The 20,542-nt window shown below is 65.2% G+C and carries 21 protein-coding genes; 15 read left to right on the forward strand and 6 right to left on the reverse strand.

Translation table 11 applies throughout. The features are described 5' to 3' along the window. The first annotated feature begins 3 nt into the window (after positions 1–3). From MHEC_RS17695 to MHEC_RS17730, 8 genes are all read left to right on the forward strand, one after another. Positions 4–999, forward strand: a complete 996-nt coding sequence (locus MHEC_RS17695) for an acrylyl-CoA reductase family protein (protein ID WP_048893234.1) — start codon at positions 4–6, stop codon at positions 997–999. A 132-nt stretch (positions 1,000–1,131) separates the two neighbouring features. Beyond that, positions 1,132–2,223 carry a homogentisate 1,2-dioxygenase gene (locus tag MHEC_RS17700; protein WP_048893233.1) on the forward strand — a complete coding sequence of 364 codons (1,092 nt, stop codon included), beginning with the start codon at positions 1,132–1,134 and terminating at the stop codon, positions 2,221–2,223. 17 nt (positions 2,224–2,240) lie between these two features. After that, on the forward strand, positions 2,241–3,416 hold the full coding sequence (locus tag MHEC_RS17705) for an alpha/beta hydrolase family protein (RefSeq protein ID WP_172442167.1): 1,176 nt from the start codon (positions 2,241–2,243) through the stop codon (positions 3,414–3,416). Positions 3,417–3,462: 46 nt separating this feature from the next. After that, the gene (locus MHEC_RS17710; RefSeq protein ID WP_048893251.1) at positions 3,463–4,668 is read left to right on the forward strand and encodes a CaiB/BaiF CoA transferase family protein; all 1,206 of its coding nucleotides are present in this window, start codon (positions 3,463–3,465) and stop codon (positions 4,666–4,668) included. Between the two features lie 46 nt (positions 4,669–4,714). Then, the gene (locus MHEC_RS17715) at positions 4,715–5,611 is read left to right on the forward strand and encodes a hydroxymethylglutaryl-CoA lyase (RefSeq protein WP_048893231.1); all 897 of its coding nucleotides are present in this window, start codon (positions 4,715–4,717) and stop codon (positions 5,609–5,611) included. After that, positions 5,611–6,222 (forward strand): TetR/AcrR family transcriptional regulator, encoded by a 612-nt coding sequence (locus MHEC_RS17720; RefSeq protein WP_048893230.1) that lies wholly within the window; start codon positions 5,611–5,613, stop codon positions 6,220–6,222. Before MHEC_RS17715 ends, MHEC_RS17720 begins: the two co-directional genes overlap by 1 nt. 11 nt (positions 6,223–6,233) lie before the next feature. Then, positions 6,234–7,478, forward strand: a complete 1,245-nt coding sequence (locus MHEC_RS17725; protein ID WP_048893229.1) for an acyl-CoA dehydrogenase family protein — start codon at positions 6,234–6,236, stop codon at positions 7,476–7,478. A 44-nt stretch (positions 7,479–7,522) separates the two neighbouring features. After that, complete coding sequence (locus MHEC_RS17730; protein WP_048893250.1) at positions 7,523–8,854, forward strand: phosphotransferase family protein; 1,332 nt, start codon at positions 7,523–7,525, stop codon at positions 8,852–8,854. A 52-nt stretch (positions 8,855–8,906) separates the two neighbouring features. Here MHEC_RS17730 and MHEC_RS17735 read toward each other — a convergent pair whose 3' ends face one another. The 3 genes from MHEC_RS17735 to thiI all read right to left on the reverse strand — a co-directional run bounded on the left by MHEC_RS17735 (position 8,907) and on the right by thiI (position 13,017). Next, positions 8,907–10,424, reverse strand: a complete 1,518-nt coding sequence (locus MHEC_RS17735) for an IS1634 family transposase (RefSeq protein ID WP_048893889.1) — start codon at positions 10,422–10,424, stop codon at positions 8,907–8,909. A gap of 182 nt (positions 10,425–10,606) precedes the next feature. Then, complete coding sequence (locus tag MHEC_RS17740) at positions 10,607–11,197, reverse strand: hypothetical protein (protein ID WP_236591506.1); 591 nt, start codon at positions 11,195–11,197, stop codon at positions 10,607–10,609. Positions 11,198–11,295: 98 nt separating this feature from the next. Beyond that, the gene (gene thiI, locus MHEC_RS17745) at positions 11,296–13,017 is read right to left on the reverse strand and encodes a tRNA uracil 4-sulfurtransferase ThiI (protein ID WP_327037211.1); all 1,722 of its coding nucleotides are present in this window, start codon (positions 13,015–13,017) and stop codon (positions 11,296–11,298) included. Here thiI and MHEC_RS17750 point away from each other — a divergent pair. Next, a complete protein-coding gene (locus tag MHEC_RS17750; RefSeq protein WP_048893796.1) occupies positions 13,010–13,312 on the forward strand; it encodes a DUF4193 domain-containing protein in 303 nt (100 codons plus the stop codon). The two genes, thiI and MHEC_RS17750, sit on opposite strands and share 8 nt — an antisense overlap. Positions 13,313–13,375: 63 nt before the next feature. Here MHEC_RS17750 and MHEC_RS17755 read toward each other — a convergent pair whose 3' ends face one another. After that, entirely contained in the window at positions 13,376–13,606 is a 231-nt protein-coding gene (locus MHEC_RS17755) for a hypothetical protein (RefSeq protein ID WP_099869270.1), read from the reverse strand. A 402-nt stretch (positions 13,607–14,008) separates the two neighbouring features. Here MHEC_RS17755 and MHEC_RS17760 point away from each other — a divergent pair, with 402 nt between their 5' ends. After that, complete coding sequence (locus MHEC_RS17760) at positions 14,009–15,724, forward strand: PucR family transcriptional regulator (RefSeq protein ID WP_048893792.1); 1,716 nt, start codon at positions 14,009–14,011, stop codon at positions 15,722–15,724. A 211-nt stretch (positions 15,725–15,935) separates the two neighbouring features. Beyond that, positions 15,936–16,229 (forward strand): STAS domain-containing protein, encoded by a 294-nt coding sequence (locus MHEC_RS17765; protein ID WP_048893793.1) that lies wholly within the window; start codon positions 15,936–15,938, stop codon positions 16,227–16,229. Between the two features lie 47 nt (positions 16,230–16,276). Here MHEC_RS17765 and MHEC_RS17770 read toward each other — a convergent pair whose 3' ends face one another. After that, positions 16,277–16,759, reverse strand: a complete 483-nt coding sequence (locus MHEC_RS17770) for a DUF5130 family protein (protein ID WP_082169853.1) — start codon at positions 16,757–16,759, stop codon at positions 16,277–16,279. A 212-nt stretch (positions 16,760–16,971) separates the two neighbouring features. On the opposite strand from MHEC_RS17770, the gene MHEC_RS24890 reads away from it, so the two are divergent. Beyond that, positions 16,972–17,295: a cold shock domain-containing protein gene (locus tag MHEC_RS24890; RefSeq protein WP_071700048.1), complete on the forward strand. Its 324-nt coding sequence runs from the start codon at positions 16,972–16,974 to the stop codon at positions 17,293–17,295. A gap of 10 nt (positions 17,296–17,305) precedes the next feature. After that, the gene (locus tag MHEC_RS17780; protein ID WP_235434784.1) at positions 17,306–18,469 is read left to right on the forward strand and encodes a glycosyltransferase family 4 protein; all 1,164 of its coding nucleotides are present in this window, start codon (positions 17,306–17,308) and stop codon (positions 18,467–18,469) included. 255 nt (positions 18,470–18,724) lie between these two features. On the opposite strand, the gene MHEC_RS17785 is transcribed toward MHEC_RS17780, so the two are convergent. Beyond that, positions 18,725–19,156, reverse strand: coding sequence for an Hsp20/alpha crystallin family protein (locus MHEC_RS17785; RefSeq protein WP_048891298.1), 432 nt, complete (start codon positions 19,154–19,156; stop codon positions 18,725–18,727). A 205-nt stretch (positions 19,157–19,361) separates the two neighbouring features. Between MHEC_RS17785 and MHEC_RS17790 the strand changes: the two genes are divergently transcribed. Both MHEC_RS17790 and MHEC_RS17795 read left to right on the forward strand, forming a co-directional pair. Continuing rightward, positions 19,362–19,745 (forward strand): nuclear transport factor 2 family protein, encoded by a 384-nt coding sequence (locus MHEC_RS17790; protein ID WP_048891297.1) that lies wholly within the window; start codon positions 19,362–19,364, stop codon positions 19,743–19,745. A gap of 205 nt (positions 19,746–19,950) precedes the next feature. After that, positions 19,951–20,484, forward strand: coding sequence for a YceI family protein (locus MHEC_RS17795; protein ID WP_048891319.1), 534 nt, complete (start codon positions 19,951–19,953; stop codon positions 20,482–20,484). The last annotated feature ends 58 nt before the right edge of the window (positions 20,485–20,542 follow it).

The following is a 20,542-nucleotide window of genomic DNA, read 5'->3' on the forward strand; positions in this document are numbered from 1 at the left end:
CCCATGGAGACGTTTCAGGCACTAATCGCCCGCAAGGACGGCGACCGGATCACCGCCGCCGTAGAGACACTTCGCGGGGAAGATCTGCCACCCGGCGACGTGACAATCCGGGTGCTCTACTCCAGCGTCAACTACAAGGACGCGTTGGCGCTGACACCCGGCGGCGGGGTGGTCCGCGACTACCCCGTCGTCCCCGGGATCGACCTCACCGGCGAAGTCGTCGACTCGCAATCACCGGATTTCAAGCCCGGCGATGCGGTTCTGGCCCACGGGTACCAGATCGGCACCGGTCACCACGGCGGCTATGCCGAATACGCCCGGCTGCCCGCCGACCAGGTGGTGCCACTGGGCGCGCTCAGCCCATACGACGCCGCCACCATCGGCACGGCCGGGTTCACCGCCGCGATGAGCGTGCAGGCACTGATCGACTGGGGCGTCGCGACCGACGCGGGGCCGGTCGTGGTGACCGGCGCGTCCGGCGGCGTCGGCTCGATCAGTGTGGATCTGCTTGCGGCCGCCGGCTACCAGGTGGTGGCGTCGACGGGTAAGACCCAGGCGGCCGAACGGCTGAAACAGCTTGGCGCAGCAGAGGTTATCGGTCGACTACCAGACCCGGACGCCAAGCCCCGCCCGCTGGCCAAGGCCCGTTGGGCGGCCGGCGTGGACTGTGTAGGCGGCGCGACACTCGCGGACGTGCTCAGCGCGGTGAAGTACCGTGGCGCGGTGGCCTGTAGCGGACTGACCGGCGGCGCGGCCCTGCACACCACGGTGATGCCATTCATCCTGCGCGGGATCGCGCTGCTCGGCATCGACTCGGTGCAGCTACCCATCGGGCCGCGGCGAGAGCTGTGGGCGCGTCTGGGCGATTCGATGCGGCCGCGTCATCTCGCGGCGATCACCACCGACGTGGACGTCAAGGATGTGCTCGGCGTGCTCGACCAGTTGCGCGCCGGGACATTCTCGGGCCGAGCGGTCGTTCGAGTGGCCGGCGGCTTCTGACGGCGAGCAGACGCAGAATCGCATCGACACGCGGTGTCGAATGCGATTCTGCGTCTGCTCGCGACCTTGTGCCGCGGCGAAAGAAAAAGTAACGTCACTTTTACTTTTGTCTCCGCCGACCCGGGAGCCGCTATGGAATCCTTCGTCCACCTGCGCAAAGGCAAGACGCCACGCCGGCTTCATGCTGATCTGGACGGCCTCAAGGACGACGAGCTCGGCCGCGGCGGGTTCACCGGCCGCACTGCCAGCCTGTACCGCCGCCACGACCCCACCGCCTACCGCTGCATCGGACCGCTGCGCCCAGTCGACATATTGACCGATGAGCTCAAACCCGGCGACGCCACCCACGCCGACGGCGGCCCGCTATTGCTGTTCTCCAATGCCGACTGCCGCATCTCGTTGTCGCGACGCAGCGCGCCGATGCCGTTCTACATCCGCCATGTCGATGATGACCTGCTGTGTTTTGTGCATGCCGGCGTCGGGTTGTTGGAAACCGAGTTCGGCCCGCTGCATTACCGTGAAGGCGATTGGGTGTATCTGCCCAAAGCGTGCACATGGCGTCACGCACCGGACAGCGAAACCACGCTGCTGATGATCGAGGCGACCGACGAGTTCCGGGTTCCGCCGCCCGGCGCGCTGGGGCGACACTTCCCCTTCGACCCGTCGCAAGCCACAATCCCCGAGCCGGCACCGCTGCCCGATGACGGCCGCGACGAGTACGAAGTCCGGCTCGTCCACGAGGGTGGTCCGACAACGCTGTTCTACCAACACAATCCGCTCGATGTCGAAGGTTGGCGGGGCGACAATTTCCCGTTCACCTTCAATATCGACGACTACAATGTCGTGACCTCCGACAGCGTGCATCTGCCACCGACCGTGCACCTGTTCATGCAGGCCACCGGTGTTTATGTGATGAACTTTCTGCCCAGGCCGGCCGAAGGCGTGCCGGGCACCGAGCGCACGCCGTGGTATCACCGCAACGCCGACTACGACGAGGTCGCGTTCTTCCACGGCGGATCGCTTTACGGCATCCCGATGCCGCCGGGCCTGATTTCTCATGCGCCGCAAGGGGTTCACCACGGTGCAACGGAACGGGCCCGAGAACGAGCGAGGCGTAAGTTCGACGACTTCTCCCGCGTTGACTGGCAGGTCGTCGCGGTCGACACCCGCAGAAGGCTGACTCCATCAGCCGAGGTACTGGCCCACGACCTCGGACAGCACTGACTATGCGCAACGATCAAATACAGTACGAATACGACCGCATTCCCTACCTCATCACGTTTGAAAACAATTCGGGCATCAGAGATGTCTACGGCGGACTGGCCGAGATCACGGTGCTGGAGAGCTTTCTGCTCAAGCCCCGCGCCAAGCCGTCAGACACCGTGATCGTATTCATGCATCCGATCGGCGGCGGCGCTTACCTGCCGATGATCAACGCGTTAGGACGCGCTGGCCATCACGTCATCTACTGCAACAGCCGCTTTCGCGGCACCGACTCGGCACTCCTGATGGAAAAGGTGGTCGAGGATCTCGGCGAATGCATCAAGGACGCCAAGAAACGGCTGGGCTACCAGAAGGTGGTGCTGGCCGGGTGGAGCGGTGGCGGGTCGTTGTCGCTGTTCTATCAGCAGCAAGCTCAGCACCCTACGGTGACGTGCAGCCCGTCCGGCGACGGCCCCGACCTCACCCAGTTGGAGCTGCCGCCGGCTGACGCCATCATGCTGCTGGCCGCCCACATCAGCCGCCACGGCACGCTGACCGAATGGCTGGACGCATCCATCCTCGACGAATCCGACCCCAGTAAACGTGATCCCGAGTTGGACCTCTACAACCCGGATAACCCCAACCAACCGCCGTACAGCCAGGAATTCCTGGCCCGCTACCGTCAAGCGCAGGTCGAGCGCAACCGCCGCATCACCGCGTGGGTGAAAAACAAGCTGTCGGCACTGAAAGCCGCCGGACGCCCAGATGACGAGTTCTGTTTCGTGGTGCACGGCACGATGGCCGACCCCCGCTGGCTGGATCCGAGCGTCGATCCCAACGAACGCACCCCGGGAACCTGTTATCTGGGCGATCCTCAAGTGGTGAACATGAGCCCGGTCGGGCTGGGCCGCTTCTGCACGCTGCGCAGCTGGCTGTCACAGTGGAGCTACGACGACGCCCGCGCCGACGGCATCACGTGCGGACGCGACATTGCCGTGCCCACGCTGGTGATCGGCAACCTCGCTGACGACGCGTGCACACCCAGCCACACCCGCCGGCTCTTCGACGCGATCGGCCATCGGGACAAGGAGATGCACGAAATCTCTGGCGCCACACACTATTACGCTGGGCCTGACCAGCGCGACAAGCTGCGCCGAGCGGTCGACATCGTCTCGGGCTGGCTAGCGCGCCATGACTTCGCGGACACACCGTGACACCGCCGGCGGCGATGCCCGGCACAGCGATGGGCAGGAATGGAGCATGAGGCCCCTCGGCGCGCTGGACGGCATCCGGGTCCTTGAGCTTGGCACCCTGATCGCGGGGCCCTTCGCCGGGCGGCTGCTCGGCGATATGGGCGCCGAAGTCATCAAAGTGGAACCACCCGGCGCACCCGACCCGCTGCGCACCTGGGGCCAGGCCGAACTTGACGGGCACCGCTTTTTCTGGACGGTGCACGCCCGCAATAAGAAAGCCGTGACACTGGACTTGCGCAAAGACCGCGGACGTGAGCTGTTTCTCGACCTGGTCGACAAATCCGACATCGTGGTGGAGAACTTTCGACCGGGCACACTCGAGAAATGGGATCTGGGCTATGAGGTGCTGTCCCAACGCAATCCAGGCGTTATCCTGGTGCGGGTATCCGGCTACGGACAGACCGGCCCAGAGGCCCATAAGGCCGGCTACGCATCCGTCGCTGAGGCAGCGAGCGGGCTGCGGTATCTCAACGGATTTCCCGGCGGGCCGCCGCCGCGGCTCGCGCTGTCACTGGGCGACAGCTTGGCGGGGATGTTCGCCGCCCAGGGAGCACTGGCGGCGCTGTACCGCCGTAGCATCACTGGCCGCGGGCAGGTTGTCGACGTTGCGTTGACCGAATCCTGTTTAGCCATACAGGAATCCACCATCCCGGACTACGACGTCGGCGGGGTAGTGCGCGGGCCGTCGGGCACCCGGCTGGACGGCATCGCGCCCTCCAACATCTACCGCAGCGCCGACGGCACGTGGGTGGTCATCGCTGCCAACCAGGACACCGTCTTCGCTCGCCTGTGTCAGGCGATGGGGCGCCCGGACCTGGCCACCGACGACCGGTTCGCCACGCACGGCGCGCGCGGGCGCAACCAAGACGAACTCGACAAGATCATCGGCGACTGGGCCGGGCTGCGTCAGCCAGAAGAGATCATCGAAACGCTTTCTGCGGCGGGAGTGATTGCCGGTCCGATCAACACCGTCGCCGACGTGGTTGAGGACCCCCAGCTGCGGTCCCGCGGAATGATCGCCGAGCACTATGACGAACGCGTCGGGCGTACCGTTTTAGGGCCCGGGATTGTGCCGGGGTTCTCCGAATCGCCCGGCAGCATCCGCAACGCCGGCCCGGCATCACCGGGACAACACAATGACGACGTGTACTCGGTCCTGCTCGGCAAGACCACTGAAGAACTCGACCAACTGCGCGCCGAGGGGGTGCTATGACCGCGCCGGCGACGATGCAGAGCGAAGCGATCAGGAGCGGCACCATATGACCGAGCATGTCACCATCCGGGAAGTCGCATTGCGGGACGGACTGCAGATCGAGGCGCCAATCCCGTTGTCCGCCAAGCTGCAACTTCTGGAGGCGATAGCCGCCACCGGTGTACGCGAGGTGGAGGCGTGTGCATTCGTGTCGCCCTCGAAGGTGCCGTCGATGGCCGATGCTGCGGAGTTGGCCGCCCAGCTGCGCCGTTTTCCCGACATAGAGTTCTCCGCCTTGGTGGCCAGTCCCAACGGCGCCAAGCGCGCCATGGCAGCCCGATTGCCGGCCATCGAATACGTCGTGGCGGCCTCGGATGCCTTCAGCCGCGCCAACGTCGGGCGGACCAGCACCGAAGCCACCGAACAGATCGGCGAGATCGCCACGATCGCGCACGACGCCGGTGCCACCATCGAAGTGATCATTGCCACTGCCTGGGACTGTCCGTTCGATGGGCCCACTCCCCCGCAGCGGGTGCTTGACATCGCCGTGACCGCCTGCGAGCACGGTGTCGACCGGATCTCGATCGCCGACACCATCGGCACCACGACGCCTGGCCGAGTTACCTCGCTGATCGCTGCGCTACGTCAAGTGACCGGAACCACCATCTTAGGCGCGCATTTCCACAACACTCGCGGCGCCGGTCTGGCCAACGCCTACGCGGCGGTCGGCGCAGGCATCACCCGGCTGGACTCCTCAGTTGGTGGCCTGGGTGGCTGCCCGTTCGCGCCAGGCGCCACCGGCAATATCGCCACCGAAGATCTCGTCTACCTGCTCACCGACAGCGGCATCGAGGTCGACGTCGACCTGAATGCGGCCATCGCTGCCGCGAACGTTGCCAGATCGGCAGTCGGCCATGACCTCCCAGGCGCCCTGCTGCGCGCGGGCGATCGGAAACGGAACTGATGCCTACCGAAAGCCTGAGCGCCAAAGGTCGTCAGACTCGCCAAGCTATCGAGCAGGCCGCACGAAAGTTGTTTGCTGAGCGCGGCTTTCATGGTACAACGCTGTCTGATATCACATCGGCAGCTGGTAAGTCTCCGGCTGTGTTCTACCGCTATTTTGCGGACAAAGAAGACCTCTTGGCAGCTCTGGCCGAGTCCTTCCTCCGCGACGTCTTGGCACCCGCGCGCCGGTCCATACGGTTGCCCGAATCCCCGGCAGAAAGTGATTTTTTCACTTCGGTGGTCGCCGGGTACTGGAACATCTTCAAGCAAAACATAGGAATCATGGTGGCTGTCGCTCAGCTGGGCGCCACCCAACAACGGTTCGCCGGGCTGCAGAACGAGTTTCGGCGCTTCGGTATGGATATTGTCGCCGCATCGGTGCGCCGGGCACGAGAGCACGGGTACGGCGGTGATCTACACCCACAGTGCACGGCCGCCGCCATCGCGCTGCTGTTCGAGAACTTCACCACCGTATTCGCGGGTCGATCTGGCTTGGGCTTCGAGATCAGTGACGAGGAAGCCATCGCCACGCTGTCAACCATATGGAAGAAGACGCTCTACGGTACTTGAGGAGGCTAGAAGTGGATTTTACACTGCCCGAACATCTTCCGCGGCTACTAGCCGAGATGGACGCTTTCATCGAGGCCGAGATCGCACCGCTGCAGGCCGAACACATGCAGTACTTCGACCACCGCCGGGAGTTTGCGCGCACCGACCCGGACAACGGCGGCATTCCACGTCGGGCGTGGGAGGACCTGCTCGACGAGATGCGTCGACGCGCTGACAAGGCAGGGTGGCTGCGCTATGGATTACCGTCATCGCTGGGCGGACGGGACGGCACCAACCTCGACATGGCCGTCATCCGGGAACACCTGGCACACAAAGGACTCGGGCTGCACAACGACCTGCAGAACGAATCGTCGATTGTCGGCAATTTTCCGCAGGTGATCATGATGGAGCGGTTCGGCACCGAGGCGCAACGCCGTGAATGGTCCGAGGCGCTAATCACAGGGGAACGCTCGATGGCGTTCGGTCTCACTGAGCCGCAACATGGATCGGACGCGACCTGGCTGCAAACCCGCGCCGAGCGCGACGGCGACGACTGGGTGATCAACGGCGCCAAGCGGTGGAACACCGGCGTCCACCGCGCCACGCACGACCTGATCTTCGCTCGGACGTCTGGTGAGCCGGGACAGGCCACGGGCATCACGGCTTTCCTGGTGCCGACCGATGCGCCGGGCTTCACGGTGCCGTTCTACTGGTGGACTTTCAACATGCCCACTGACCATGGTGAAGTCGAGCTCACTGACGTGCGCGTGCCCGCCGACGCGGTGTTTGGCGAAGTCGACCGCGGATTGGAGGTTGCCCAGACGTTCTTGCACGAAAACCGGATTCGGCAAGCGGCCAGCAGCCTCGGCGCGGCGCAATACTGCATCGACCGTGCCGCCGAGTACGCCGGCATGCGAACAGTTTTCGGCAAGCCGCTGTCGCTCAACCAGGCCGTGCAGTGGCCGCTGGCCGAACTGCAGACCGAAGCCCAGATGGTGCGGCTGCTCGTGTACTACGCCGCTTGGCACTTAGATCGCAACCACCACTTGGAGGTGTCTGACAAGGTGTCGATGGCCAACTACCGCGCCAACCGGCTGGCCTGCGATGCTGCGGATCGGGCCATGCAGGTCTTCGGCGGCCTCGGCTACAGTCGCCACGAGCCGTTCGAGCACATCTACCGTCACCATCGCCGCTACCGGATCACCGAGGGCTCCGAGGAAATCCAGATCCGCCGGGTTGCCCAGCGGCTGTTCCAATTCGACAAGGGGCGTAGGTGAACACCGAGCGGTTGCTGGCAGACCTGCTTGCGGTCTTGCGGCCGATGCTGGGCGCCGACGTGGTGATCGAGAATCTGCGCGTGCTGACCGGCGGCGCCAGTCGAAGCACCTGGGCATTTGACGCCGTGACACCTGATGGCCGCCGGTCGCTGATCCTGCGCACCGGAGCGCCCGATGACATGCACGCCGGTATGGAACGCGAAGCCCGGGCGCAGGCCGCCGCCGCGGCGGCCGGCGCTCCTGTCCCACATATTTTGGCTGCTACGGATTCTTCTGCGCCGCTTGGCAATCCATTTCTCATCTGCGACGAGATCAAGGGCGAGACGATTGTGCGACGCATCGATCGGGAGCTGGAGCGGGCCGGAGGGGCCCCGGTCCGGGCCCGGCTGCTGCGGCAATGCGCCCACGCACTGGCCGCCATCCACCGCGCCGACACGGGTGGTGTGCAGCTCGACCATCGAGACCAGCTGACTGAGTGGCGGGCGCGGCTCGACGCGATGGGCGATACCACCGCAACCTTCGAGTGGGCGTTTCGCTGGCTGGGCGCGCGCCGCCCGCCGCCGTCGCCTGCTCGTCTGGTGCATGGTGACTTCCGGATGGGAAACCTCATCGTCGACGGCTGCGAGCTTGCGGCCGTTCTGGATTGGGAGCTGGTACACCTCGGCGAGGTGTACGAGGATCTGGCTTGGTTTTGCATCCGTGCCTGGCGGTTCGGCGCACCGACTAGCCGTGGCGCCGGCGGCCTGGGCAGCATCGAGAGCTTTCTGTCGGCCTATGAGGAAGCCAGCGGCACTACTGTCGACCGCAAGCGATTCGCCTGGTGGCTGGTATTGGCCACACTGCGCTGGGGCATCATTTGCCGATACCAGGCGCATCGGCACCTCAGCGGACAGGTCCGCTCGGTGGAGTTGGCAACGATCGGCCGGCGGGTCTGCGAGACCGAGTGGGACCTACTCGGGTTGCTGGACCCGGCCGGTACCGGCCGTGACACGGCGACAAGCGGATGCGGACAAGCCGACCGGCACCGCACCGCTCTTCATGGCCGTCCCACCGCTGCCGAGCTGGTCGTCGCAGTGGCCGAGTTTTTGGAAACCGATGTCCGCCAAGCGACCAGCGGGCAGGTCAACTTCCATGCCAGGGTCGCGGCGAACGCGCTGCGCATGGTCGAACGTGAACTACTCGCTGCCGACGACGGGCAAGCCCGCGCGGCGCTAGCTCGGCTGGGCTTCGACGAGGAAACCGAGCTGGCCGCCGCGATTCGCGCCGGTGATCTTGACCAGCAGGCCGCGGATGTGACGTCGTGTCTGCGCACCCTGGTCAGGCATCGGTTAGCCGTAGCCCATCCTGGATATGACGAGCCCGGCGACAACGGTTAGCTGCTATCCCAGATCTTGAGATCAATTACGGCGCAACCCGACTTGGGCCAAATTAGTGCGCACCGTCGGTGCGGATCTTGGCGAGTGCTTCGGCGAGGTCGTCGGGTAGGGCGTCGGCGGCGGTGAGGATTTGTCGTCCGGCGCGAATCTGCACGGTGCGGTAGCGGCGTGCGGTGCGGACGAATTTCTTGATGCTCCAGCCGGTTTGGCGTTCGATCCAGTGCGATACAGCCATGGCGGCGAACACGACGCTGAGGTGCGCCTCGATCGAGTCGCGAGTGCGGTGGTAGATCGGGCGAGCTTGAAGGTCATGCTTGGACATTCGGAAGGCCTTCTCGATGCGCCACAGCTGGTGGTAGGCGTCGATGACGAACTGCGCGGGTTGTTCGACCAAGTTGGTGGTGTAGCCCTTCCAGCCGGCCAGCGCACGGGTCTTGGCCTCCAAGGCGCGGTTGACCGATTTGGTCGCACCGCTGAGTTGGATGTAGCGGTTGCGCTTGACCGGGGCATGCCCATCCACGGCGCGCTGGGCCTTGGCGATCTGCTCGTCGATGCCGCGCAGGGTGCGCCGGGCCCGGTCATGTCGGTACTGGTAGTAGATGACCCGATCCGGGATACCGCGGGCTTTCTCCGCTGAGGTGGCCGGCCACGGCTGGGTTAACACCAACCCGTCCGGGATGACCTCGTCCGGGTGCTTAGCGCGCCATTCGGCGATCACGTTGGGCAGCAATGAGATCCGGGTTCCCAGAATGAACGACAACCCCGCGGCCTGCAGGGCGACCTGGTTGGCTTCAGAGATCATCCCGGCATCAGCGACCACGGTGACCTCGCTCAAGCGGTGGGCGGTCTTGAACGCGTTGATCACCGGCAACATGGTCGCGGTCTCGGCCTTGTTGCCCTCGAAGGCAGCCACTGTCAGCGGGAACCCAGTCGCATCGGTCAACAAACCCAGGGTGATCTGTGGATCGAGTCGACGTTCCTTGGAAAACCCGGGCTCGCGAAACCCATCAACGGCATCGGTTTCAAAGTGCAGGGTGCTCACGTCGTAAAGCACCAGGCTGGCCGGACCCAACGCAGCGTGCGCTGCACATGCAGCCGAAAGTGCCTGCCGGAATTCGGGTTTGGCGAAAATCGGCAGCCGCCGCTTCACCGTCCGATAGGCCGGCGAATCCACCCCGGTCTCCGAAAGCACCCGCAGCGCATCGACCTTGCTGGTCGGTTCGATGATTCGGGCGCCCACCAGGTCCCGAAACACCTCATCTCCATCGGTGGCGGCATCAAAGCCCAGCACCCGATAGGCATGACACAACGCCTCCCACAGGTGCTCAGAACAGGAGCCCACGATCTCCAGCGGCCGGCCACCGCCGGCAGCGGCCTGCTCGAGTCCCAAGTCCAGGCTCTGCTGACCGGCAGCCACGCGCTGAGCCGCAGCCGCCTTGAGCGCCTCCAGCTGGGCCTCACTGTGCGCCGAGCCGAGGTGCTCAATCTGGCGCGATCCCCGCCGCGAAGACCACACGATCTGCACCGCGGTTGCTCCCGAGGCCGTCTTCACCGTGCGCACATACGCCACCAGCGCACACTAAAGAACTTCAATTAGTGCAGACCTTCCGACCCGCCGCGACCGAAAACCCCAGCTCAGCGACTCGCAACCACCCCGATCCTCCAAAAGTGGCCCAAGTCAGGTTAGCCGTAGCCCATCCTGGATATGACGAGCCCGGCGACAACGGTTAGCTGCTATCCCAGATCTTGAGATCAATTACGGCGCAACGTGTTAGCGCGGTAACACTCGACGAAGTCGCCATAGCCACACGTTTCGGCCAGAGCAAGCTCGCCTTCGCGATCCGCCGCCTCGAGATCTTCCATCCACTGCCGCACCAGGACTGCCCCGGTCTCACGCGCCGCCGGTGAGGCGTGCGGCACGCCACGCAACCGGCCAAGGCGACGGATGTACTGGTCAGCCAGTGTCAGCCGGTGGACGCCGGTCACCAGATCGATTGCCTCACCGGCCCATAGCCGCACCATGCGTCGATACGCGCAGATTTCTTCCGCCGGCAATCCGGCGGTACCGAGAACAAACCGAGCTTTGCCGAGCTCAGCCAACAGCTCGGCGCGCCGTGTCTTCAGATTCTCGCGCGACATCAACAAATCGGCTCCGATGCGGCCCTCAATCACCGGGGCAGGCGGTTGGCTTGGCAATGGCGGATGTATTGCATGGCCAACGTCGACACGCGCCCAATCGCCGAAACTCTCTGCCCACAAACCAAACTCGCCAATGGCAACGTTAAGTTCGGCCCGGTGACGGTCGAGGTGTGCGGCGAATTTATTCCGTCCCTTGGCGGCCATCAATTGCGACGCCTGAACGGCGGCCTGGGTGAACGCGCCGTGGGCGGCGACCAGTGCGCTGATCTGGTCGCGGCCACGCTGCTTGCTGTCGATATCGGTCACTGCTGCGTGTGCTGGTCCTTCATGGTTGTCGCTTTCTGCGGCGCCGCCTCAGCCATCGCCCCGCACGAATCGAGATCGAACTCCCGGATATGGCTCAGCACATTATCGACGAGGCTATCCATCCCGGCACGGGCTTCAACATCAGCGAGTCGCCCGACCGTCGTGTGCGTGGCCACCCTGGGGGGCTGGAACAGCTGACAGCAGTCCTGGTCCGGCAGGACGGAGATCTCGGCAGTGCCGATCTGCCGCGCTTGATCGATGATTTCCAGCTTGTCGAAGGCAAGCAGCGGCCGCAGCACCGGCAAGCTGGCGGCTTCCTCGACGACCGCGAGATTGGCCAGGGTCTGGCTGGACACCTGCCCCAGGCTGTCACCGGTGACCAGGGCCTGCGCGCCGACTCGGCGAGCGAGCGCGTCGGCCACGCGCAGATAGAGTCGACGCTGAGCTACGATTTGCGCCTCACCGGCACCGCTGGTGGCCAGCGTGCGCTGGGCGCTTCCCACCGCGGCCACGTATAGCCGTGAACCGGCCTGGAAACGGCTCAGCTGACGTGCCAGCGCGTACGCCTTGTACGTCGAGCTGGGGTCCGTGAACGGTGCGCCGGTACAGTGCAGGAAATCGCAACGCAATCCTCGCCGCATCGCCCGGTAAGCTGCGACCGGCGAGTCGAATCCGCCGGAAAGCAGAACCAATGCATGGCCGCCGGATCCCACCGGCAAGCCGCCTTGGCCGCGATATCGCTCCACGCCGAGGAAGATTTCACGCCAGTCAACTTCTACCCAGAGCTCCACGTCGGGATGCTTCAAGTCGACCCGCCATCCCAGCTCACCGCACACCCGCGCTCCGATGCGCGCCGCAAGTTGCTCCGAGGTCAACCCAAACCGTCTGTCGCGCCTCCTGCAGCGCACTGCAAAAGTCGGCGTGCGCCTTCCGTCGTCGTGCTCGCGCAGCAGCTGCACGGCGGCGGTCTCTGCTACCGTGTCCGATTTCGCGACCCGCCACCCGGGCTGCACGACGCTGAGACCGATGACGTCACGCGCCCGTGCAACGATTTCGTCCTGCGACAACGGGGGTGCGGACACCGCCAAAACTCCACTGCGCCGCCGTAATTGCACCTTCGGAGCCGTCTCGCTTCCACGGACCAGAGCATGCCGCAGGTTACGCACGAGATGCCGCACAAATAACTGCTGATTGCGCCGCTTGAGCGCCAGCTCGCCATACTTGAGCAGCACGCATGGCTCAATGCGCAGACGGCCCGGCGACGAAGTTCGGGTGGCCGTAGCCGAATCGGAAGAAGCGGACGTCATCCCTCCACCGTGCCCGCATCCGGGGCGATCTCCACAATAGGCAGGTGTGCTCTGGGTGAACCACCAGGCTACCGCGCCGGGTGCCGTCCCGTCGCCTCGGCACCGGGTGTCGCGAACACTGGACTGCGGCCAGCAGTGCATGGTTGAGCCTTCCGCCCTCAGGTTGCCGAAGCCGCCTGCGGGTACGTCGCACTGCAATACATGGCCATCCGTACCGACTAGCTGACTCGGCGTCGATCCACGACAGCGAGGTTTACCTGGCAGAGTGTGAGAAGAGCTCAGTGACGTCGTGCTGACAGGACGAGCGCCGCCACACATTTTCGACACCGTGGGCGCACGCGACGAGCGGCCCAGCATTGCACACTTCTCGTTTGCTGCAACCGATAGCAACGGGGGTGAGTCAATGGCCATCGACTACGACGCGCTGCGGCCGTCCGACATTGTCGACGACGATGAGGACTCGCTGCAGGAACTCGCGGCGCGGCGCTCCCCAGCGCAGTCTCTCGAGGTTGATGTCGACGAATCAGAAGCCGCCGAATCCTTCGAACTGCCCGGGGCCGACCTGTCCGATGAAGAGTTGTCGGTGCGGGTCATCCCCATGCAACGCGACGAATTTACCTGCTCGAGTTGTTTTCTGGTCCAGCACCGCAGCCGCCTGGCCAGTCACCGCGACGGGGTGATGATTTGCCGCGACTGCGCCGGCTAGCCCGGGTATCGGCTTGACTGGAGCGTCGATTGTTCGACCACGCCGGCGAAGTCGTGATCGCGGCTATCGCAATCTAGGTGAGCCATTGACGGCGTCGACCGCAGCGGCGACTTCGTCGGGGCCCGCCAGCCGGTACCTGGTTACGCCGCACACAATCCGGGCAGGCCCGGCCACACCCGATACGCCGAGGGGTGGCGCCGCGGGCGCCGGACAGCCGGGCCGGCGGGTCTGCTCGACGAGTTTGGCGGTGCCCAAGTCGAAGCCGACCATTGCGGCCACGTACCCGCGTGCCACTGCGGGGGAACCCTCCGTCGCCCGTCCTGAGCGCAGGAGAGCAGCACCAGGGCCGGGCAACTACTTCGCTCAAAGCGAACAAGCCGCGGGGTAACGGATGCCTATAATTTTTTTCACCCTGCACAGTTGGTTAAGGACCTGGCCGCGGCGGGCGGCCGAAGCGGTAACGGACGATTGATCGAGCACTGCTCGACCGAATCCAGGTGGGCCATCGGGGGTAGGGCTTCCGGCGGCTACCCGGATACGTGCCGACAGCGTCGACGTGACTCGCCCACCAACTGGCGCCGGGCAGCCACGGTTCACAGTGAGACCATCAGCGACATTCGGAAATTGCGCGACGTCGCCGACCGGTTACCCACCGCGTCACCGAACGCTCGCCCGCTTTCCAGCCAACAAAAGGACATGACTACCGAAGCTCACAGTCGAGTGGACACCGTTGAGATCATCGATGCGTCTCACGGTCTGGCTGAGCTGGCCGCGATCAACTTTGACCAGCTCGACGGCGAAGAGATTTTGCAGAAGGCAAACTCAGCCGTCGCCAGGCTGACACCGTGCCGGGTGGAAGCCGCCTACCGCTGTGTCGACGGGATGCTCATGGGCCCGCCAGGTCAACCGCGCCGGCCCGACCTCGAAAGCCAGCTGCCCGCATGTGATACCGAGGGCCCGGTGGCGCTAGCCGGGGCGCCATGGGCGCGAGCGTATGCGCTGCGCGGCCAAGACAGCGTCCATGGTTACCTGGTTGTCAGCGCCGGCGAGCCGCCGATGCGCGCACATTGCTTGTTGCTGACCCTGCTCGCGCAAAAGACGGGCGCGGCGTTGGCCTGCGCTCAGATCCGGGCGCGCGGTGCCGGATTGGCGCGCAGGCTCGACGAGACACAGGCAAGGCTGCAGGACGCTCAGCGGCGGCTGCGCCAGCGCGCCACCATGCACGAAATGTTTGTCGGCGTGTTGGCCTCCGGTGCCGGTGAATCCGGCATCGCGACAGCTTTGCACCAAGTGACCGGCCTTCCGGTGTCTGTCGAAGACCGCTTCGGCAACCTTCTGGCCTGGGCCGGCCCCGACCAGCCGCAGCCGTACCCCAAACCGGACCGCAATAGCCGCGAACGGCTGCTCAAAACGCTGGCGGTGCGCAACAACGCCATGCGGGTCAAGGAACGGCTGGCAATTCTGGTGCGTTCACGCGCCGCAGTCCTGGGTGTCGTGTCGCTTATCGACCCGGAGCTGCGCGCGCAAAATGAACAGGTAGAGGCGCTCGAATACGCCAGCACCATTCTTGCCATGGAGCTGTCCCGGCGGCGAAGCCTCGCCGAAATGGAGCTGGCCCTGCGCCGCGAATTGCTCGATGACCTCCTGACAGGTACCGACGTAGCGGGCGCCTACGCGCGCGCTGAGGCGCTCGGACACGATCTGCATGGCCCCCACTACGTGGTGCTGGTGCATTACCCACACGTCACGCAGGCCGTGCTGTCGACGGCGGTGTGCCGGGCAGCCACCGCGCTGCAACTGCGCTATCTGCACGGCCGCCACGACGGCATGGTGGTGCTCCTGGTCGACGAGCGCCCGGATCCGCGGGCTCTTCACGAGGCGATCAGCGCTCGCCTGGGTAGCACCGGCGCGGTAATCGGAATCGGTACCCAGTGCCAGACCCCGGCTGATTTCCCGGAGTCTCTTGCCAAAGCCCGTCGGGCGCTTAACATTCGGCTGCACTCGGCGACGCCGCAAGGCGCATCTGCTTACGACGAGTTGGGCTTCTACCGGTTGGTGGACGCGGCTCAAAGCGGCGGCGCCGTCGAAGACTATGTTCGCGAATGGCTAGGCGCGCTACTCGATTACGACGAAAGGAAGAATTCCGACTTCGTCGCGACGCTCAGCCATTATCTCGAGTGCGGCGGCAACTATGACGAAACGGCGGCCGCCTTGCACATTCACCGCAGTACGTTGCGCTACCGGCTGGCACGCATCGCTGAGCTGACCGGCTATGACCTGCGCGACGTCGACACCCGCTTCAACCTTCACGCCGCCACCCGGGCTTGGCGGTTCCTGAAGCCGGCCAACCGAAGCGAGGCGACGGCCTCGGTCACCGGTTGTCCCGGCGGCGGCAGTACTCGAGTTCACTGAATGTTTAGACCCACCAGGTCGATTCCGCACGTTATGGTTAGATCGGTGAGGGTGACGTCGGGCCCTTCGGTGCCGTGCACACTTGGCTTTCACCCACCGGGATGTCGAACTTCTGCGACCCGGCCGCGGGAGGCTTGAATTGAATCGATGTCACGAATCTGGAGGACAGCTCGGCTCGCTCACGGTACAGGTCCAACGATCGCCGGCGGGCATGAGCGTCGTTCAGGTCAACGGTGCGCTTGTCGCTGACAGCACGGCGGCGGTGCGACGCGCCGTCACCAGCGAATTCCTGCGGTCGCCGGGTTTTCTGGCGCTCGACCTGACCGGGGTCAGCCGAATCGACGGCGATGGCATCGAAGCGCTGACATCGGCTGCGGTGCAAGCCGGTGAGTCCGACATCGGGTTTTGTCTGGTCGGTGCCCATCAAGGTCCCATCGCCGCCGCGTTGGCCGAGGCCGACTTGTCAGAGCTTTTCGAAATCGTGCCGACTCTCGACGACATCTAACCTGCGTGGCCCACGTTCGGCTGCCACAACGCCACAACGGTCGTGCGCTACTGCGGAGAAATGCCCGCGGCGAGCACGCGCACTGCCCGAATCAGGCCCCGGATCAAATCGCCACGGGACCTGAACTCTGACGCGGCGACCGCGACAGCCTCTGGCGCTGCCGTCTGGGCGCCGCGACCCCGGACACCGGCGCCGTAGACCACTTCGATCGCATGTCGGTTGGGGTCGACCGCCAGCAACACCGCCTTGTCCGGGGCGGGCACCTTCGCCAACACCTCACGGGCCCGCGCGGCACTGTCGTCCCCGAGGTCGCCGATATAGACCGCGAGCCGTGCCTTGCACGCCCTGGTGCCGTACGTCAGCTCGTCGTCGAGGCGGACCAGATCCGTGGTGCGAAACGGGTAGCGCGATGTGGCACGCGCGGGCTCGGCCGCCCCGGAAATCCGGCCGCTGGCCGTGACCACGAAGCCGAGCGGCAACTCGCGTCGCTCAGCCGCCTCAGCGAGAGGGGTCAGTCCACCGGTTGCCACGAACGCTGTCTCCTCCCCGGAGGCCGACCACGCAATGCGGGGAATCGGCGGTGTCGTTGTCCGGGCAACAGCATCGCGCAATGCCTCGCCCGCGCCATTCACATGCCAGCACGAATCGGGTCGCCGATTTTCGACCCGGTAGGTGCACGCGGTCACCCAATCCGGTTGCCACACTCGGCAAACAAACCCGCAAATTACACAGGGGCGCTGAAGTGGATAGCTGGTCGCTGGGAACCGTCCAGTGGTTCAATTCCGAGAAGGGCTTCGGCTTCATCGAGGACGAACACGTCGCCCGACCGGTGTTCGTCGATTACCGGTGCATCGACATGCCGGGGTTTAAAACGTTGGCCAGCGGGCAGCGGGTGGCCTACCGGTACCGAAGGACACGAAGCGGTCCGGAAGCGATCCACGTGCGTCCCCTGGCCACCACCGGCGCCCTGCTGGATGTGACTGCGCAACGGTCGCCCGGTGAGGCGGCATCAGCGGCGAGCGCCCACCAGCCGCGCGGGCAGCACCAGGTCGAAGCGATGCAGTAGGGGAAGGGTTGTGGTAACGCTGCGGCGGCTACGGATCGCCGTGGTCGCACCGCCATATTTCGACGTGCCGCCCCGCGCCTACGGCGGTGTGGAAGCGGTGATTGCCGACCTCCTAGATGCGTTGCTGGCACGAGGACACGACGTCACCCTGCTGGGAGCGGCGGCTAACACGGCCGCGAGGTTTATACCCGTGTGGGACAAGACCGTTCCACAGCTGCTTGGCCAGCCGCTGCCCGAGGTCGCTCACGCCGGCAGGGTCCGTGACGCGATCGAGTCACTCGCACGCACTGAAGGGTTGGAGATTGTCCATGAGCACACACTCGCTGGCCCGTTAAATGCGCGGACCTATCGCCAATACGGCATATCCACGCTCCTGACGGTGCACGGCCCGCTAGACGAGCAGTTGAACTCCTACTATCGGGCCCTTGCCGACGACCTGGCCTTGGTAGCCGTCAGCGATCGGCAACGAGCGCAGGCCCCGGAACTGAATTGGGTGGGCCGGGTGCACAACGCGCTACGCGTCGAGGATTGGCCTTTTGAAGCCCAGAAGGACGACTACGCGTTGTTTATGGGCCGATTCAACCCGCAGAAGGCCCCGCATCTTGCGTTGCAGGCCGCCCATGAGGCCGACATCCCGCTGATCCTCGCCGGCAAGTGCACCGAGCCGGACGAAAAGGTCTACTTCAGCCAATACGTTCAGCCGCAGCTCGCCGGCACGGACCTGATGTTCGGTCAAGCGGATGCGGCGGCTAAGCGCAAACTGCTCGCCAAAGCGCGTTGCCTGCTATTTCCCATCCAGTGGGAAGAACCGTTCGGAATGGTGATGATCGAGGCGATGGCTTGTGGCACTCCAGTCGTGGCGCTCGACCGCGGCGCGGTCAGAGAAATTGTCAACGACGGCGTGACCGGCTTCGTGTGCGCCGACCCCGCCGAGCTGGCCCCGGCAATCCAGCGGGTGGCGAGCTTGGATCCCCAGGCGTGTCGCCGCCACGTCAAGGAGCGGTTCAGCGCCGAACGGATGGCGCTCGGCTACGAGCGGCTCTACCGGCAGATCATCGACGCGCAGCGGCTGCCGGCGGCTGCCGGCGCGAGCGACGTTCGGCAGCCGCCCGGCACCGGGCGCTGGCACAAGGGGAACCCACCGCGTCGCCCGGCCTGCAGCGCAACACGTTAAACGGCCGGCCCACCCCTGGACCGGCCGCTCGAAGGGTCAAACAACTGAGCCGGACGGTATTGCCGCAGCCTCGTCCAGCTCTGCCGAACAGGCAGATGTGCTCGTGCCGCGCATTTCGGGCAGCACAGCACTGGATCGGCCACGGCCCGGCTGGCCGGAGCTGTTATCTGATCGCCTCCCCAACCTCCCACAGGAGATGGGCCGTCCGCACCGCCTCACGCGGACGGCCCCACCCAGGCGTGGGCCAGCCGCCGACTAGGCGCTGATCGCCTGCTTGGCCCCGGACTGGATAGCGATCTTGCGGGGCTTGGCCTCTTCAGCCACCGGGACGCTCAGCCGCAACACGCCATCGGTGTAGTCAGCGCTGATGTGGTCGGTGTCGAGCTGGTCACCGAGGAACAGGGTCCGACTGAACAGCCCGTGCGGGCGCTCCGCGGCCACCCAGTCGTGGCCCTCGTCGCCTGCGTAGGGGCGCTCTGCCCGGACCGTCAGCGCGCCCTGGTCGACGGTCACGTCGATCGACTCTGGCTTGATGCCTGGCAAGTCGAGTTCTACGACGTACCGGTCGCTTTCACGCCAGACGTCCATCGGCATCACCGCCGGACGCGTCGCGGTTCCGATCGTGTTGCCCCATAGTTGCTGCGTAAGTCGGTCAAGGTCACGGAAGAGTGGCTCAAACCTCAGCATGGCTCTCACCTCCTTCGGCACTGCGGACGTTGGACCTGCTGTTTTCACCACAGAAAATCTATCTCACATACGAGATATTCCCTACACGCCCGATGAACCCCCCAACCGCGCCGCGATGCGTGTACCGTCATCGCTGCGCAGCTTTGTCCCGGATCTCTCGGGGCATGCTTCGGCGAGCACCGCTCACAGACCAGCAGGAACTGCCATGTTCGAGGCCGACGCCATCGCCCACGTGGCCGATCAGCTGTTCGCGGCCATCGAAAACAGCGATACATCCGCGGTGGCGCGTCTGTGGAGCGACGACATCGCCGTGTGGCGGATCGGTGCCAGCCGAGATCGTGACAAGGCGCGCGCACTGCGCGTGATCGACTGGTTCATCGATGCGACCTCCGAGCGCCGCTACCAAATCTTGGACCGGCAGCTGTTTGACGACGGGTTCGTCCAGCAGCACATCTTGCACGCCGTGGGCCGCGCCGGCGCTTCGATCGCCATGCGGGTGTGCATTGTGATCAAGCTGGGCGCAAACGGGCTGATCAGTCGCATCGATGAGTATTTCGACCCAGCCGACCTCGCCCCCCTGCTGAGTTAGGCTCGGCGACGATGCAGAGCGCGCAGCGCGATGAGGAGGAGCCGGGCAATCAGGCCCCGCTCGGCGACGATGCAGAGCGCGCAGCGCGATGAGCGCGATGAGGAGGAGCCGGGCAATCAGGCCCCGCTCGGCGACGATGCAGAGCGCGCAGCGCGATGAGCGCGATGAGGAGGAGCCGGCGGCCGCGCACAACAGGTAGGTGCTGATGACGACTGTGGAAACGCTGCTGAATGATCCGGACACGGCCGGAGTTTGGAATCTGGTCCCTGAGCGCTCGGCGTTCACCTTCAAGATCAGGAACGTGTGGGGCCTGATGACCGTCAAAGGCAGATTCAGCGACGTCAGCGGGGACGGCCAGATCACCGGCAAGGGTGCCGTTTTCGGCCGGGTCGACATCCGCGTGGCATCACTGCGTACTGGCATCGGAAAACGAGACGATCACCTGCGCTCGGGCGACTTCTTCGACGTCGAGCGCTTTCCGGAGATCAGCGTCGTCGTCACGGCCCTTCAGCCGACCACCGGCAACGCCGCGGACCTGCGCGCCAGCTTCACCATCAAGGGCATCACCGCGGAGCTGCCGCTGCCCGCCACGATCGACGAGCTCGGTGACGGCTCGGTCCGCGTCTCGGCGAAAACCCAGGTCGACCGCGCACAATTCGGGCTGGACTGGAACCGGTTCGGCATGATCGGCAAGACGGCGACCGTCTCGGCTGACGCGGTGTTCGTCCGCGCCCGGTGACGACGTCGCGCGAGCCTGTAGCTGGCGAGCAGGACTGCGGGTGGCCCGCGCAGTCACG

This window comes from Mycobacterium heckeshornense, assembly GCF_016592155.1.
Classification (GTDB): Bacteria; Actinomycetota; Actinomycetes; order Mycobacteriales; family Mycobacteriaceae; genus Mycobacterium; species Mycobacterium heckeshornense.